11 protein-coding genes and 1 riboswitch are annotated in these 17957 nt (G+C 43.5%); of the genes, 1 reads left to right on the forward strand and 10 read right to left on the reverse strand.

The window, feature by feature from the left end:
- Positions 1-149 precede the first annotated feature (149 nt).
- Positions 150-860 (reverse strand): GDSL-type esterase/lipase family protein, encoded by a 711-nt coding sequence (locus FLA_RS17355; RefSeq protein WP_159445165.1) that lies wholly within the window; start codon positions 858-860, stop codon positions 150-152.
- Positions 861-1826: 966 nt separating this feature from the next.
- Here FLA_RS17355 and FLA_RS17360 point away from each other — a divergent pair.
- Positions 1827-3269: a glycoside hydrolase family 28 protein gene (locus FLA_RS17360; protein WP_076381406.1), complete on the forward strand. Its 1443-nt coding sequence runs from the start codon at positions 1827-1829 to the stop codon at positions 3267-3269.
- A gap of 109 nt (positions 3270-3378) precedes the next feature.
- Here FLA_RS17360 and FLA_RS17365 read toward each other — a convergent pair whose 3' ends face one another.
- The 9 genes from FLA_RS17365 to FLA_RS17405 all read right to left on the reverse strand — a co-directional run bounded on the left by FLA_RS17365 (position 3379) and on the right by FLA_RS17405 (position 17932).
- Entirely contained in the window at positions 3379-4905 is a 1527-nt protein-coding gene (locus FLA_RS17365; protein WP_076381405.1) for a hypothetical protein, read from the reverse strand.
- A 74-nt stretch (positions 4906-4979) separates the two neighbouring features.
- Positions 4980-5915 (reverse strand): DUF4465 domain-containing protein, encoded by a 936-nt coding sequence (locus FLA_RS17370; RefSeq protein ID WP_084206439.1) that lies wholly within the window; start codon positions 5913-5915, stop codon positions 4980-4982.
- A gap of 48 nt (positions 5916-5963) precedes the next feature.
- On the reverse strand, positions 5964-7433 hold the full coding sequence (locus FLA_RS17375; protein WP_159445164.1) for a PKD-like domain-containing protein: 1470 nt from the start codon (positions 7431-7433) through the stop codon (positions 5964-5966).
- 54 nt (positions 7434-7487) lie between these two features.
- Positions 7488-8639: a YncE family protein gene (locus FLA_RS17380; RefSeq protein WP_076381403.1), complete on the reverse strand. Its 1152-nt coding sequence runs from the start codon at positions 8637-8639 to the stop codon at positions 7488-7490.
- On the reverse strand, positions 8636-10708 hold the full coding sequence (locus tag FLA_RS17385) for a TonB-dependent receptor (protein ID WP_076381402.1): 2073 nt from the start codon (positions 10706-10708) through the stop codon (positions 8636-8638). The genes FLA_RS17380 and FLA_RS17385 overlap by 4 nt, the downstream gene beginning before the upstream one ends.
- Positions 10709-10818: 110 nt before the next feature.
- Positions 10819-11026: riboswitch (cobalamin riboswitch) on the reverse strand.
- Positions 11027-11102: 76 nt separating this feature from the next.
- Positions 11103-13049, reverse strand: coding sequence for a sigma 54-interacting transcriptional regulator (locus FLA_RS17390; RefSeq protein WP_076381401.1), 1947 nt, complete (start codon positions 13047-13049; stop codon positions 11103-11105).
- Positions 13046-15385 carry a tetratricopeptide repeat-containing sensor histidine kinase gene (locus FLA_RS17395; protein WP_076381400.1) on the reverse strand — a complete coding sequence of 780 codons (2340 nt, stop codon included), beginning with the start codon at positions 15383-15385 and terminating at the stop codon, positions 13046-13048. The genes FLA_RS17390 and FLA_RS17395 overlap by 4 nt, the downstream gene beginning before the upstream one ends.
- Before the next feature lie 64 nt (positions 15386-15449).
- Positions 15450-16847 carry an alginate export family protein gene (locus FLA_RS17400; RefSeq protein WP_231940278.1) on the reverse strand — a complete coding sequence of 466 codons (1398 nt, stop codon included), beginning with the start codon at positions 16845-16847 and terminating at the stop codon, positions 15450-15452.
- Positions 16848-16897: 50 nt separating this feature from the next.
- Positions 16898-17932, reverse strand: a complete 1035-nt coding sequence (locus FLA_RS17405; RefSeq protein ID WP_084206438.1) for an MBL fold metallo-hydrolase — start codon at positions 17930-17932, stop codon at positions 16898-16900.
- Positions 17933-17957 lie beyond the last annotated feature (25 nt).

Consider the following 17957-nt stretch of genomic DNA (forward strand, 5'->3'; position numbering starts at 1 on the left):
ACACACGCCCGTATCCAAAGAAAATATGCAGGAATATTATTTTTTCCGCAAACAGCACCCAAACGCCATTTCGGGCAAACTATTTGGTCCCTTTACTTGTTAACTGCCCACCCAATGGTGGCTGTCTGCCGTAGATTAGCAAAATAAGCCTATTGCCATTGACTCAGGTATTTTTTCAGCTCTTCTACCCACACCTCATACCCTTTTTCAGTAAGGTGCACCCCATCATTGGTATAAGCCGCCTGCATATGATCAGCGCTATCTGCAAATAACACATGTGTTTCTATAATAGTACAGATTTTCTTAGGCAGCTTTTTGCGAATACCGGCATTGGTTTCCCGGATGCGTTTTACCATGGAATCGCGCTGAGTAGGAAAAACGGTTTGTACAAACAGGCGTGTTTCAGGGCATTTAGCGTGGAGTGTTTTTATAATGGCAACAATATTATCAGCAGTTCGCTCAGGCGATAATTCACTATTAAAAAGGTCGTTCACGCCTATTTCCAGGAACACCGCACGGGGCTGTATGTAAACAATCTCGTCCAAACGCTGCAACACGCCATCCGTAACATCACCGGCAATGCCACGGTTAGCTATTCCACTCATCCCCAAACGCTTGCTCCAGTCGCGCCCCTGGCGGGTAATACTGTTGCCCAGGAAAACGATATCATGCATATGCAACGGGTTTGCCTTAAACTCTTTAATCATTTTAGGATAATTGCCACGCGTCCATTCATTATGCGTAGCCACCACCTTGTCCAATGGGGGATATAAACTATCCGGAAGCGCCGTTTCAGCCGCAACAGGCGCCTGTGCATATGAAGAAGCAGGGAAAGTTACACTGGCTAATTCCATAGCCATAAAGGCTGTAAAAAGTACGGGGAAGGTTTTGAATGTCATAGTAATGATCAGGTCTGAAAAATGAGAGCCAAACCTATACACAAATCCATTGACAACTATCCTGAACGAACCTGCCTGCATCCGCTTTTCCCTCCATCTGTGAGGTAGCGCTCCGCCAGTTTCCCTCTCCCCTTTTCCCAACTGTGCACCGCCCGTATTATAAAGAAACTAACAGACGGGCAGTGTACAGTTGGAGCCTTTTTATTAAAAAGGGCCATTTAGGACAAAAAATCACTTTCCCACGACTCATCCGTACGGATGGATGACTCGTCCCATGGGATGGATGGCCGGGCAGTACAGAGCAGTCATCCATCCCACCTGCTGACTCCTTCGTGCGTACTGCCCGGCGTTTGCTCCCATGGGAGGAAAGACTCGGCAGTACGGATCAGTCATTCCTCCCATCTGCTGGCTTCTTCGTGCGTACTGTCCGGCGTTTGCTCCCATGGGAGGAGTGGCTCAGCAGTACGGATCAGTCACTCCTCCCACCTGCTGGCTTCTTCGTGCATACTGCCGGGAGTTTGCTCCCATAGGATGGGAGTCTCGTGCGTTTTGCCCGACGACTTATCCGTTTTGCTGAGTCATTCATGCGTACGGAGGAAGGTCCGGAAGGTAAAAAGTGGAGACAAAACTGCTCAATAGAAGCATGGAGCAGTACCGACCAACAAGCAAAAAGTACACAACAAGGAGCCATTTTAACTTCCTGAAGGCTCATCCGTACGGATGGATGGCCCATCCCATGGGATGAATGACTCATCCGTACGAACGAAAGACGCAGCAGTACGCACGAAGAAGCCAGCAGGTGGGAGAAATGGAAGGATTTATAATAATTATTAGCAGCAACGGTACGAACAGGTAAAGATGGATAAAGATATTCCCCGATAGATTATATTTGAAAAAACACAGATTGTTTACCCATATTCACTGTTCATGTTCCAAACAAAAACCACCAGACTACTCCTCGGCGGCTCCCTGTTCCTGGCTGCCGCTTTTGCACTTACCTCTTTAACTATCGATAAGCCCAGAATATGGGCATCACCAGCACAGGCGCAACAGGAAATGGAGCAGTTGCGTAAACTGATCCCCCCTCCCGTTTTCAAAAACAGAGACTATAATATATTAGAGTATGGGGCCAAAGGTGATGGCGTTACTAACAACTCCATTGCTATTAAAAATGCCATTGAAGCCTGCAACAAAGGTGGCGGTGGCCGGGTAATAGTACCTGCGGGGAATTATCTTACCGGGCCTGTTTACCTGAAAAGTAACACCGATTTTCACCTGGAAAGCGGGGCAAGAATAGTGTTTAGTCAGGATACCAAAGACTACCCGCTGGTGCTTACCCGTTGGGAAGGCATGGACTGCATCAACTATTCTCCACAGTTTTATGCTTATGAAGAAGAGAACATTGCCATTACCGGAAGCGGTACTATAGATGGTAACGCCAGCAATGAGCATTGGTGGAGCTGGAAAGGCAAAAAACAATATGGCTGGAAAGAAGGCATGCCCAACCAGCTGAAAGCCAGGGATAGCCTGCATTTGCTAATGCACGCAGGCACCGATCCACGCAAGCGCATATTTGGCGATGGCTATTACCTGCGTCCCTATATGTTTGCTCCCTATAACTGCCGCAACGTAATGCTACAGGGAGTTACCATGCTCAACTCTCCTATGTGGTTTATCAGCCCGGTGATGTGCGACAATGTAACCATTGAAAAAGTGCATGTGCAGGCCGATGGACCTAACACCGATGGTTGCGACCCGGATGCCTGCTGGAATGTACTGATTAAAGATTGCTTTTTTGATACCGGCGACGACTGTATTGCCATTAAATCGGGCCGCGATGAAGATGGCAGAAAATTCGGCAGACCAGCCCTCAACCATATCATAGAAGGGTGCCAGATGAAAGACGGGCACGGTGGCATTACCATAGGTAGTGAAATTGCAGGTGGTGCTAAAAACATCTATGCGATGAACTGTAAAATGAGCAGCCATAATTTAAATATTGCGCTCCGTTTTAAAACCAGTTCTTCCCGTGGGGGAATCATTGAAAATATATTCTTCAAAGATATAGAGGTGGGTTCTTACAAAGATGCAGCACTAAGCTTCGACATGTTTTACGAACAACCCGGCAACTACGTGCCCACTATCAGAAACATATTGATCGACAACCTGAATGTAGCCAATGGTGGACAGTATGGCATTAACATTCATGCTTATAAAGAATCACCTGTTCAATACCTGCAGCTGTTCAATAGCACCATAAAAGGCGTTAAAACGCCCATGAAAGCCGATCATGTAAAGGATTTAAACTTTACCAATGTTCGCATTAACGACAGCCTGTTCACTTCTCCTGCCACACAGGATAATAATTAACCCAGGCCACATATAAAACCATAATGCCCTGTACAGGATAGCGCAAAAGCCAATCCTATACAGGGCATTCTTATACCAGCTACCGGGCAATATGCCGGGCACCAGATATCTACTGATTAATGGTATCTATTTTTGTTCCTAGCAAGTGCAGGTCTGAACCGCGGCCAACTTCTGTAGAAGCTTCTCCCAGCCAGCCGTTCTCCTGGTCTAAGCCATTATACACTTTTACAAAGTCAATGCCTGGCAAGATTACTTTATTGCCGTTTTTATCAATAGCCCAGTCAATATCAATACCGGAATTATCATGCGTGTTAGGATAATTATCTACATACCCGTAGTTATAAGCATACAATACATAATAACCGGCTCCTATGCTCTCATTGATACCATTGCAGGCCAGACGAACGCCTTTGTAAGTGATGGCATTGTCCTTTACCCAGGCCGGATAATAGCTTTGCGCGTGAAACGTGTTCTTTACTTTGTAGCCCTGCTGTCCCTGGTTATCTGTCCAGGCAATATACTGGCCAATGCTGGTATATGTATCAACCGGCGTGGCATCTGCCACTTCTGTTGTTGGGCGGCTATAAGTCATTTCATAACTACGAAAAGTGCGCACATCATTTTTATTGGCTACCGCCGCACTATACCACGGCTCACTTTCAGCGCCAAAGCTGCCACTACCCTTTATTTCATACCACTCGTCTTCATCAGGTTTGCCGTTTTTGTTTTTGTCATACGCCACCATCACAATGCCCGGCTCGCAGCTGCCACCAATGGGCGCATTAGGGCGTGGATTGGCAGTTGCCAGGAAAGCATTGCCATCAATACGAAAATCGCGCCTGCCTGCTACGTTTACAATGGTATGATCAAACCCTAATACAACATAACCACCCCAGCCGCCTAATGTAACAATATTGGCATCTTCGCCCACCAGTTCCTGACCGGCTTTGGCTATCATGCTTTCGTAGGTATCGCCTGCAACATATTTGGGAATTTCATTTACAAACTGACCAGGAGCAGGCAGGTAATCGAATACTTTAGCAATATAGGGTGATAGTGTTTTATCTCCCTTTCTCACCGTAACCAGTAAAGTATCTACCAGGCTACCGGAAGAAACTTTCACTTTATAAGCGCCCACCTCTACGGTACTGAACAATGCAGAATCTGTGCCCGTACCTGCAAGCCTGTATAACTCAGAAAGCGCAGACACTATTTCCCACTTTACATCATTCTTACCGGCAAATTTCTGTGATGCCTTCAAGGTGATGATGCTATTGATAGTGGTATTAAAGTTCAGATATCTGCCAGTGGTTATTTGTATCACTTTCTGAAAAACATTACCACCATTATAAGCTATCACAACCAGGTTATAAGTAGCAGGATCAGCAGACGCCTGAAAGGTATATTCCAGTGCATTGCCCACCCGGTTGCCATTCACTACCCATACAATAGAATCCACTCTGCTGGCAACAGTGGGGGTTAATTTTACAGAGTCTTTCACCACTACATAATATTCCGATTCCAGCCCCGATATATCCGGCGCTGTTTCTGGTTGTTCTGCGTCTTTTTTACCACAGCTGGCTATTAAAAATAAAACGAAGGTTAGATAACCCAGGAATCTATATTTATTATTCATTTTAATAAGTTAAAAAGTGGCACTAATGATTAGAGTGTTTATAAAAAAGCCGGGCACTGCATTTTGTTATACGATTACAAGGTTACATCTACATTGTCCATACACACATAAGCAGGAGTGTTCAAACCATAAGTACCTGAATCGTTACCTACAATATTAAATTCCACACGTGTAACAGTACCTAGATCTGACAGGTCGAAATAAGTCCATGCAGTCAGTGGGCCTGCAGTAGCGATGTGATTAGCATATCTAGCCAGGTCAATTTCAACAGGAGCGCCGCCGTTGGTAGCCGTGCTGCCATTAAAACCATAAGCACGCAATGTCAGATATCCATATCCGCTGGCAATATCTTTCAGTGGCGTAGCAACACCAGTGGAACCGAATGTGTTACCATTTTGAATAATGCCATAAGTGTAGGAAGGAAGGCATACATACATGCCCTCTACCACTCCGCTGCCAGAGGTAAAGTTTAAGGTGGGGCGGGTTGCATAACTGGAATTATACGAATCTACATAGCCAAACATTACTGCAAAATTGCTGCTGCCACCGTAACCACCATTTTTAGCACCATCTGTGCCGGAATAAACGCTGCACTGATTCAGGTACGAATACCACCAATCGCCTGATGTACCCGCTTTATTCGTTTTATAGTTCCAGTCTGAAACTACAAAACCTCCATCCCAGAAATTCACCGGAGAAGCTCCGCCGGCGCCTTTGATAGCAAACCGCAGATTGCTGGGTGAATGTGTATAAGGTGCTATTTGTGTACCACCATAAGCTGCATAGGTATTGTCTCCATAAGAAGTAGTATCAGCCATGTAACTGCGTCCTATACCTTCAAACGTAATGGTATAAGTAGTAGTCAATGCTTTAGCGCCGCTTTTCCCATCTTTTGCGGTTTCGGCCTGTGCGGCCGGAACCTGCAGATCGTTCTGCTTGGTACAGGAGGTAGCCACCGCAAGGGATATGCTGGCTACCAGTAGTGTTTTGCTAAAAAGTGTTTTTTTCATTAGTGCTAATTTTGATGAGTTATATATATGAGTGACCCGGCTTTTCGTTTAGTTTTTCAGGTTTCTGTCTATAATAGAACCTACCTGTAACATGCGCTCTTCTTCCATATTAAAATCGGTCATCGCACCGCCATTATTAATATAGTCCTGCTGTATAGGGTACACTACTTTTCTCACTTTCACAAAGTCAATACCCGGTAACTGCACACTTTCCCCTTTCTCATTTACAGCCATATCAATATCAATATTCAGCTTCTGCGAAAACGGAGCAGCACCTGTAAGGTCTTTGGTAACACGCTTTCCTTTCAGAGAGAATTTATTTTTCCAGCCATCCAGTAACACCATTTGTTTGGTGCTGATATCCATGTAGCCACCCGGGAAGAAGCCCCTGGTAGAGAGTGTTGCGGCGGTAGTAGTAGCGCTGCTGAAAGTTTTATTTGTCAGTATCTGTCCCTTTGCAGGTGTTATTTTGTTATCTATCCAGCTATAGTAGGCATATACCCTTTTGGCATCTGTTAAGGTGCTATCATAGGTATAGGTAATTTCATAGCTCAATGTATCTTCCAGTCCGTAATCAGCATTCTTAATCTCATACCATTCACCCTCATCTGGCTTACCATTTTTATTACGATCGTAGGCTACATACACGCCAGGCAAATCGCGGCTGGAGAAATAAGCGGTCAGTTCCAGATCGGTTTTGCCCGCCACATTGGCCACTGTGTGATCAAATTGAAACGTAGCATAGCCTCCCCAGGCGCCGATAAACAAACCATTATAAGGAACCGCTTTTCTCAGTGCTGTTGCCTTGGCTATAAAGTCGTTATAAGCCAGCGGATATTCAGCTCCGTATTTCCAGGATTCTTTATCTCCGATAATAGACCAGTTATGGTTTTTACCAGGTGCAGGAGCATATTCTAACACCGTATAGGCATTGCTTTCATACTGTGCGGTGGTTACCGTTACATTGCTGGTGGCTGTGGTAGTTTGCTTGCCAGCCGTTACACTCAGCGAAAGCTTATAGCTACCCGATACAGGCGAGATAAAGCTCAGGTTCAGGCTTTTGCCAATAACAGAATCGCCAATAGCCCATTCATAGGTGTAATCGTCTCTTTGGGGGCCGGTAATAACAGGAACAATTTCTTTTACGGTGCTCAGGGCAACGGTAAGCGTGCTATCCAGTTGAATAGCAATAGGCGCTTCGACAAGGATGTGATACGATTGCTGATCACTACCACCCTTATTATCTACTTTAAAGATCACTTCAAAATTGCCTGATTGGGTAGCCTCGAAAGTGTAATTAATACCAGTGGCGGCAGCTTTTCCATTCACCAGCCAGGTATAGCTATTCCCTTTCAGGTTAGTGATATTAGGCGCCAGCACCATCTTATCTCCAAGGTTCAGGATAATGGTATCAGAAGTTACCCCGGTAATATCCGGAGCCAGGAATTGCTCTTTTCTACAGGAGAAAGCAATGATAACAACAACGGTCAACAGCTTTAGAAAAATGCTCTTTTTCATATGTTTCATGTTCAGCTTAGTCTGCTTTTTCTTTGGTTATGGTTTATATGATATTTATTTAGGCAGTAAGGCAAAATGCGCAGGAATATCACCGGTACGTACACTCCATTTCTTTTTCCCCTCTTTTGAAAAACAGTACAGTAAACCAGGCGACACATAGTTGCCGGCATCTGTAACATAAATGTCTTTGGTAACCGGATGCACCATAATACCATAAGGTATTTCTATGTCTTTATCAGTTCCGTCGGTAATGAAAGAATGGGTAACTATTTCGTGCGTGCGGGTATTGGCAATACCATAGGTGATGACATTGGAATTGGTAATATAACTCCACTCCGTACTATATATGTATAAGGAGTCGCCGTCGAGATAAAACTCACTCACTGCAATGGGCAATGTATCGGTGACCTGCTGTGTAGTCTTATCTATAAAGTATAACCGGGAAGGCAGCTGTTTGTAATCGCCACGGGAGGTAACCCAAAGGTCGCCCCGCTTATCCACCTTTATGTGGTGCAGGTTATAAGCCACATCAATACGCTTCTCTTCTGTAAAAGTTTCCAGGTCTATTACCGAAACAGTTCGCTCGTATTTCTCGCTATTGCCGGCGCCCATATAACCACCCGAGTTGGCTACATATATTTTACCGCCGGTTATTTCCAGTTCATCCGGCTGGTATCCTACAATACACCTGGCTACTATGGCAAGGGTGGCCGTATCTACTTTAGCTACATACCCTTTTTGTGCATAGTTGGGGTTTATTTCAATGGGGCCTGCATAAGAAGTAATATATGCAAAGCCTTTATCAAATTTTATATAGCGGCAGTTAGGAATTTCAATCTGCCCTATCCGTTTCGCCGTTTTTGCATCCATCACTTCCACTTTATTGGAAGCATTGATAACCGCATACAACTTGCTGCCATAGATAGCTAAATCATTACCCACATCTCCCAGCTCTTTAGGAACCGTAGGGTTAATGCCTGCATAAATATTCCTTTGATAAATACCGGTAGTAAAATCAAAATAATCCAACGTGCTTTTATTACTACCCATATTACCCTCATTCAGCAGGTAAAAGCCCAGGTAACCGTTTTGTGCAGGAGCTGCCAGGGAATCCAGTTCGGCCTGGAACACCTCTGCATCTTTTCGGCACGATGGTGTTGCAAAAACCAGCAGCAACACCAGGAAGTATAATACATAGGTTCTCATAGTTCAACAGATAAAATGAGTTTATAATTTCTTAGCGGCATCGGGTAGTTATCTACCACATCAAAATTCTGGTTGAAAATATTATTCATCTCCCCGGCCACCTTCAAGCGGTTTTTCTTCCATTTAAATTCTTTCGATACACTCAAATCATGTGTGTACCAGGGTTGTACATAATTAAAAGGGATATTGGTTCCGGTATAACGGGCGCCTATATAAATAAAACTATAGTTCAGGCGCCAGAACCGGTACTGTATACTTGATATTGCTGAACCACTATGCCAGGGTATATAAGGAAGCTGGTTGCCATAGGTAATGCTTTGCAATTGTCCACTTTTACGCTCCGTAAAATCCTGCGCTTTCTGGTAAGTATAACTGGCCCTCAGGTTGAATAAAATACCATCCGGCAAAGTGAATACCTGGTCGGATACGATATCTATTCCCCTAATCTCTGCATAGCCCACATTTATCATCGTCCAGCGATACTGGCTCCCCCCCTTGGGTACAGCTATTATTTTATTGGTAACCTGGTTAAAGTAACAATCCGCCTGTATTTGCCAGTCGCTTAATGCCGAACCCGGCAGGCTTTTATGATATACAAAGCCCAGGTTATACTGGTGCGTGTATTCCGGTTTCAAACTGCTATTACCAATATCTGTATAATACAGATCGTTGAAAGTGGGCATCCTGAAAATATGCTTATAAAAGGCCCTGATGTTGAAGTCTGTTTTAGGAAAGAGTTTATACGATACAAACAAAGCAGGCGACAATTCTTTTTTAGCAGGCGCCGCGGCAGCAGAATCACCTACAGAAGTACCACTTACAGTGGTGCTTTCATTTACAAACGTGCCCAGCACACTCCCCTGCATTTTAAACCTGCCCAGGTCTGCAGCACCGGCTAATGCTACCAGGGAAGTCCATCTTTTGGGAAACACAAAACCTTCCATACTTGACCAGAGTGTATTATACTGGAAGTCGGTAGCCAGGTTCATATCTACCTTTTTCGACACGCTGTATTTATGGGCCATAGAAGCATACCACTCCTGCTGCTTAAACCTGTTATCAATCAGCAACAGCGTGGTATCAGGATTCAGGTAACGCATATAATCATTGGCATACTTGGCGTTCACCTGTACATCATATCCCTTGCTAATGTTCTTTTGAAAAGAGCCCTGTACAAAAAAGTTTCGGTCCCATTGCCTTTGCGAGCGCTTCCAGATATTATTTACAATAGCGCCGGGTATACCCTTTTCCGAATTATAAAAGTAGGCTTTGGCATTCCAATAGCCGCGGTTCATCGTTCCATACAATCCACTCTCCAGCCGCTGCGCATGAATATCTCCGTTTTGCCGTATAGCTGTGGTATCCCAGGCCACCTGGCGGGTTTCATGTATCACCTTTTTGTAGCGGTATGGATAACGGCCCGAAGAATAGATAGATTCACCACTAAACGAAAGGTTTATTTTTTGGGTGAGCTTTTGCTCGAATAAAATGGAGGGATTGATGAGATCGAAGGAGCCGGTTTTAAATACCCCTTTCACATGCGTTTTCCGCAAGGAATCAAAAACGGGTTTGCGGCTGCGCAGATAGATAGAGCCGGACGAACCATAATCTTTGGCGGGTTGAAAAATTTCGCTTTTCTGACCATTATACAAGGAAATGGATTCGATGTTATCCATGGAAAACTTGCCCAGATCAATTTGTCCGTTCTGTGCGTTGCCCAGCTGAATACCATCGTAAAACACGCCCATATGGTTGGTACCCATGCTGCGCATATCCACGGTTTTTAACCCGCCAATACCGCCATAATCCTTCACCTGCACACCGGCAAAATACCGTATGGCATCTGCTACGGAAAAACTGTTTAAGCTTTCTAAATTTTTGCCTGCTAGCTTTTGTGAAGGAATCACTTCTTTATACCCGGTGGTAGCAATGGTAACATGCGGCAGGTTTTTAGCAACGCCTGTATCGGCACGCGTTGTATCACGATAGGTTTGTTGCCCATACAAACCGGTGCTTATACATGCCAGAAAGGTGATCAGTAAAGTATTAGAAGCGCTTACACTACACATCCATCAATTGATTTCTCGTATAGCTTACGCAGAATGGTGCACGACAACAAGCAAAAAGCCTGAAATAGTTCGGTTTAAGTAGTAATCAAAGCCCCAATCCACGAAAGCTTAAAAATTTATACGCAGTGGCAGGTCTCCTGGCTTGTTCTCACTTGACGCGGCCTTCCCGTTTTATTCACTAAAAACAGTGGCAAAAGATGGTTCAAGTGTTTGGTATAGAACTTACAGTAGCGGGACTGCTCAGGATTTTCACCTAATTCCCTATTAATCCTAACATATGTGAAATCTATGTTAAGAACCAATGCGGCACGAAAGTAATGGAAAATATCGACAAGTATTCAATAGCAATTTTTTTTACAGATATTCCTGTATATCAGTATAAACGCCCGCTCTGTTATTCACTGTACTCTTTTTTAATACCCAGCTTTATCATCTTGGATCGTAATGTAGATGGGTTCAGGTTTAATATTTCTGCGGCACCGGCAGGTCCCCAAATTTTACCATTGCATTTTTTTAGTACTGCCAGTATGTGATCTCTTTCATTTTCATCGCTTGTTTTCATTCTGCCTGCCGTTGCAGTGCCTGGCTGCTCCTGGGATAACAGCTTTGAAAAGCTGACATCTTCTATGATACCGGTTTTAGCCAGCAGAATGTGCCGCTCAATAAAATGCTCTAATTCACGTATGTTACCCGGCCATTCATAGGCCATCATTTTTTTGAATGCTTTATCTGCCATCCCGGTTATTTTCTTTCCGGCCTTCCTGTTATAATAATGAATAAAATGTTCTATTAATGCAGGCAGGTCTTCCCGGCGCTCCCGCAACGGAGGTAGCAGAATGGGAAACACATTCAGGCGGTAATACAAATCCAGGCGAAACCTGCCCTCCGCAACTTCTCTTTCCAGGTTACGGTTAGTGGCTGCTATAATACGTACGTTTATCTTAATGGGTGCCCGTGATCCTAAACGTTCCACCTCTTGCTCCTGCAATACACGCAACAGCTTTACCTGCAGTTCAATGGGTAATTCACCTATCTCATCCAGGAAAATGGTTCCTTTATCAGCGCGCTCAAACTTGCCAATCCTTTTATCAATGGCTCCTGTAAAAGCGCCTTTTTCGTGGCCGAACAATTCAGATTCTATTAAAGTAGCCGGCAGTGCACCACAATTCACTTTTACAAACGGCTGCCCTTTCCTCCGGGAGAGATGATGTATGCTATCTGCTATTTTCTCTTTCCCTGTTCCACTTTCGCCCAGTATTAAAACAGAAGTGTCTACAGGCGCCACCTGGTTTATCATATCCATTACATTCAGCAATGCAGGGCTGCTACCAATAATACCATTAAAATGGCCTTCGCTGCTGTTCACTACTTCCCTGGCAGCACCAGCCGGTTTATCATCCATCAGTAACGCCTGTTTCTTTTCTTCTGCGGCAATACTGTTCATAACTGCTGCCAAAGGTTGTTGCAGGCGAAACATCCCTTCCATTTTATCTGTACTATATCCATCAGTAATACGCCGGAAAAAGCTTAAAGAAAAAACATAATTATCGGAAGATAAAAATGGGAGTACCAGGTTAGACCCTAAATCAAAAGTATCGGCAAACAAGGCTTTCATCGGGTGTGTGGCAAACAGGCTTTTAAAATCCTCCCCGTTATACCATCCGGCAGCGTTGTCATTAGGCGTGTGCACTAATGCCTGCCGTATTATTTCAGGGTCTTTTCCCGAAATGGTGCACAATTCTTTAAACCCTATCACCTGGTATTCATCGAACCCGATACGTAATAAAGCAAAACCGGAAAAATGCGCCCCCTCCAACGCCTTAAACTTTACAGCCAGACAATCGAAAGAAAGATAGGGCTGCAAGGCACGGGCAGTATGCAGTAATTTTTTAGTCCAGCCATCTTTTGTTTGTTCAATCTGTAATAACTCTTTCTTTACCTGTGCTTCCATCTGCCACTTTGCACTCATGCTTTGCTCATACAGGTAAAAAGCAATTTCCAATGAAATCAACAGATCTTTTTCTCTAAACGGTTTTACCAGAAAGCCATAAGGTTCTGTAGCCTTGGCCGCAGTTAAAATATCTTCATTGGAGTTGGCAGAAAGATAAATAAAAGCAACACGATCTTCTTTCAACTGTTTTGCCAGGTCAATGCCCGTAAACTTTCCTTTTAAAAAAATATCCAGTAACACCAGCTGTGGGTTTTCGCGTTTTATAATATCCTGCGCCTCCGCCACTGAGCGGGCAATGCCACACACCGGGTAGCCCGCCTTGGTAAGCATCATTCGTAAATAATCTGCTTCTATATACTGGTCTTCTACAATGAGTATTTTAGGTTTCATACAGTAAAATTTTGGCTGGCATCAGATGGTAAAAAGTCTTCCGGTTGATTGGGATTATATATAAAACTAACCGTAACAATGGTTCCATTATTACTTTGCATGGTAAAGCTACCGTCAATGTCTCCGCTTAATCCTTTCATCAGGTTCAGGCCCATGGAGGATTGTACATTACTATTAAATTCAGCAGGCAATCCTGTTCCGTCGTCCCTTACCGTAAGCACCACCTGATCATTTTCGCTGTTATGCGTAAACGATATATATATATTCCCTTCTTTTTTTCCAGGAAAAGCATATTTAAAAACATTAGTAATGGCCTCATTTAAAATAAGCCCTATAGGTATCACATGCGAAAGCGCTATGTTTATGCGATCTACCTGTAAATGAAACCGTATAGCCATGCTATTATCGAATGAATCCTTTAAATAATCTACCAGCTCATAAATATATCCTGGCATATCAATAGAGGAAAGATTATCTGACTGATACAATTTCTGGTGAATCAGGGACATGGCATGTATGCGCTGCTGGCTTTCATTGATGGCTGCTATCGCTTCCTCGTTTTTAAGATAGCCCGATTGTGTACCTAACAACCCCATCACAATATGAAAGTTGTTTTTAACCCGGTGATGAATTTCTTTGATCAGCCATTCTTTTTCGTGAACAAGACGTTGTAAAGAAACATTCTTTTGGTTAATCACAATTTGCTGCGTTTCGAGTCTTTTGTTGGTTTTTTGTTTAAACTGGTAGCGGTTGTACCCGGCTATCAATAGTAGTGTCAATAACACAGCGCTTGCTACTGTCCAATTCCGTATAATATTGGCCTGCCTTAAGTTGGCTTGCTGTAACTGCTCCTTTTTAGTCAGCAGCCTTATAGCCTGGTCTTTCTTTTCCGTATTGTATTCCACCTGCAATTGCTCTATCTGCAGGCTTTTTTTCTCGCTAAAAACAGAGTCTGCCAGGGTTTTATATTGCTGCATATGTCTTATCGCTGCCAGGTAGTTACCTGCTGCAGAATCAACCTTAAATAACAACAATTGCGCATCCGCCATTTTGGATACTTTAACAGAGTTGGGTTTTGAAATAATGATATCCAAAAAAGGACGGGCTTTTGTAAACTGCAGGCTCTTTATATAAAACTCAGCAATATCATAATAGGCCAGCAAATAAATTTCTTCATTCACTAATGCGCCTTCATTTGCTTTATGATAGCTCTCCACCATTTTTACAAAATATTTCTCGGTACTGTCATACACATTAACAGCATCGTAGCAATAGGCCATGCTTTGAAAAAAAACAGCGCGTTCTCCTGACGTAACAGGTGGTCTGCGCCTTTGCAGGTCTTTGATGGTTGCCAATGCTTCCTTTTGAGCTCCGGCTTTTATAAGTTGAACTATCAGTAAACTGTAGGTACGGTATAAAAAGAAGTTAGGATAACCTGTCATAGCTTCCCTTTGCTCAATGCACTTTCTGTACCAGATAACGCTTTCTGCCGGTTTATTCAATGCCTGGTACACTTCTCCAAGCTCGCCATAGCATGTTTCAGCAGTAGCATAATCGTTGGAATCGTCCATTTCCTTTACTGCATGTAAAGCATATCCAAGCGCCTTGTTATAATTACCAATATATCTGTTTACAACCGACAAAAGATAATAAGCGTAAGGCAGTTTACGGGAACCTATAGCTTCGCTTTGTTTTATAAGAGAAAGCAATAATTTCTCTGCTTTACTAAATTCCAGGTTAGAAAAGTATACTGCAGCCAGTCGCAAACCAATATTTAGCTCAATTTTCAGTTCTTTTATCTCATGATAAATGGCCATCGCATTCAAATCGGCCGCTTCTGCATCAATTCTGAAAGTATCTAATTTATTGGCATCCCACAGGGCCTTCTCATACGCCACCCAACTTTCTGCTTCCCTTCTTTTATCACCAGCATCATGCGCATTTTTAACCAGTTCCATAAAAACCGCCTTCCCCTGGGCCACCTTGTTACCAAGCACCAGTGCACTTCCCATTAAATGAAGACTTTGGGCTTTCCTGTTTACAAAGGGTAAGTGAAGCGAATCGGATAATGCCACTGCATGCTCCAAATGCTTAAAAACTGCTTCAAACTCTGCCGCACTTAGTTCATTTTTTGAAAGATAGTCTGCCGCTAACTCATTCAGCAAACTTACCCGGTTTGAATCGGGCCGGCTTTTTTGCAATTGATATAATATGGAATCTGCGTTGTGATAATCAGGTACAGACTGCGCTGTTGCAGTAAAGGATTTAGTAAATAACAGGGAAATGAAAAAGTATATGACACACTTTACACTGGCTTTTATACGCCCCGGCTTCATATACTGTATTTTTTAAAATGCAATATGGAAAGATAAAAATATTTTATCACTTTCCACAAACATATTAAAATTTCAACTGTACTGTGGTAGCGGCAAACAAGATATCCTTACCCGGCCCTACTTCCTTCAAAAAAGTCCCTGCTTTAAACCAGGTAAACTCGCACCGGAAGTACAGGAAATTGTTGGGAACATATTCCAGGTGTGTGGAATATTGCCGCCCGATAGATTTTTTAGTGCTTTTGGTACCCGGATAAATCATGGCCACGTTAGGCCCATAGATACCATCATTCCGGCTATAACGCGAAAATATATCACAGTCTATATTAAAGAATAACCGTTTAGACAAATCCAGGGTAATGGATGGATGCACATCAAATAAGTTGGAAGGACCAATCAACGACACCAAACCAAAATAGCCTCCGCGGGGAAATAACGGGTTAAAAGTCTGCAATTTATTATCACCGTTAGTGGCATCACCGCTTATCAGTTCCGTTTTTATCCCTATTTCCGGTTTCAGCTTTGTATCAGCAAATTTATAACCTGTGTTTACAGAGAACGTCCAGGCATCAATTGCTTTACCGGCAAAATCGCCAAACTGGTAAAGCCCTTCCACATCATATCTCCAGTACTTTTTATTCAACCAGATGCGGCCACCTATAGAATGCCGGATCTCCCGCCCCGCGCCATCGTCAAATCTTGCATTTTTCTTCCATAACCCAAAGTAATATACATCTACATTACTGAGAATGGGCACCTGGTTTTTAACCAGGTACCCACCCCAGAACCTGGAGTTATCATTAAAACCATCATCGAATAGTCGCGGCCTGGACTGTACAGGGTGAGAATAGAAAACATCTGCTTTGATATTACTATTGGTATATATTAACCGGGCAGCATCAAACGCCTGCCGGTTGTTAGGCCCATCACGCACTGCCACCAATCTTTGCGAACCGTATAATAACTCCTGCCGTCCCATCCTCAGGGTCAACGATGAAGTTTGCTGAAACGGGAATACCACATCGGCAAAAGCCTGGTGCAAATCCAGCAGGTTTTCCTCTACAGGAGAAGGCGTTCCCACCCTTCCATTCGCCTGGCTGCTTTGCATTTGTACAAAGGTTCTGAAACGATTGCCGGCATGCCAGTCGGCATGAACAAGAATACGGGTAAGGAGAAAACCATCCTTATCAGCCGGAGTCTCACCCCAGTTTTCATTGTTAAACCACAAGCGCTGATACCTGATATCGCCCCCTGCGCTCAACCAGGAATTTTTATCTTTTGAAAGCGCCGTAAACTTGGTAGCTGTATACCAGTTGCTGCTGCTATCCTTTTTCAGGTAAGCATAATCCTCGTCATATCTCAACTGTTTAAAAGGAGCCATACTTTGCGCATGGCTATCATAAAACAATAAAGCCAATAAGGATAGCGTAACCAGCCTGGCAGTTGTCATCATCCGCTTTTGCATACTATTCGTTTTGGTAATCACTGTAACACCCTACCAGGGCTTACAGCGTTCTATTTACGCTTACTGCTGATATCCTTGTAAGCATTCGGAAGGTTGAAGTAAAAATGCAACCAGTCGAAAAGTTCATAGCCTTTATTGTACTCCTTCATAGTAATGGTCTGCTGTGCCTGCTCCAGCGAAAGCCCTTTTGTAACCGCTTCTTCTACAGATTGCTTCAAAGTCTGTACATAGTCAATAGTATATTTTATGCCCGCTTTATTGGTAATTCTTCCATGGCCCGGAATTACAACAGCATCATCCGGCAGCATATTGTATATCTTTTGCAGGTTATCGGCAGGCTCTAAAAAGAAGCCGTCAAACAACCAGGGAATGGTGGGGCTTTCTGCTATAAAAGGATTACCTGCCCAAAACACTTTGGAAGAAGGCATCCATACAAAAAGATCGGCAGGCGACTGTGCGGTACCCGTGTTAATTAACTCTACCACTTTGCCACCTCCCATATCAACAGACAGCGTGTTATTTTTTGCAATGGTAACGTCGGCTGCCCGGTATTTCACTTCTTCAATACCACGCCCTTTACCAAACAGGTTAATCATAAACTGTTTAATGTTCTCAAAGTTTTTAGAGAGATTCTCTTTCGCAAACTCATTTTGAATAATGATGGTAGAAGCCGGTAAGAGGTAATTGGTAAAGCAATGATCACCATGATCGCTTGTATTTACGGCGTACACAATAGGTTTATCCGTTACCGACCTGATCAGCTTTATTTGCTGTTGGAATAGTTTTTTGTTTAAAAAGCATTCTATGATCATTACACCTTTATCGCCTACAATAAACCCGCCCGATGTTGCCTGTGGAATGCCTTTGGTAGTTTCCACCTCTACAGTGGAAGGCTGAATGGCATATACACCATCGGACACCTTATGCAGTTTTAAATCTACCGTATTACCATCCCAGATAGGCACATGCGGTGGCAATGGCGGTTGTGCAGGCACACGCATAGTCAACGACTGTGCCATTATGCGAAAATTAGTAAGTGCCATCGTTCCACTGCTGATGGCTAATATCATGATCAGCTTTTTCATTATTCTTAGTTTGTTTAGGTAAGGG

Source organism: Filimonas lacunae, from assembly GCF_002355595.1.
Lineage (GTDB): Bacteria > Bacteroidota > Bacteroidia > Chitinophagales > Chitinophagaceae > Filimonas > Filimonas lacunae.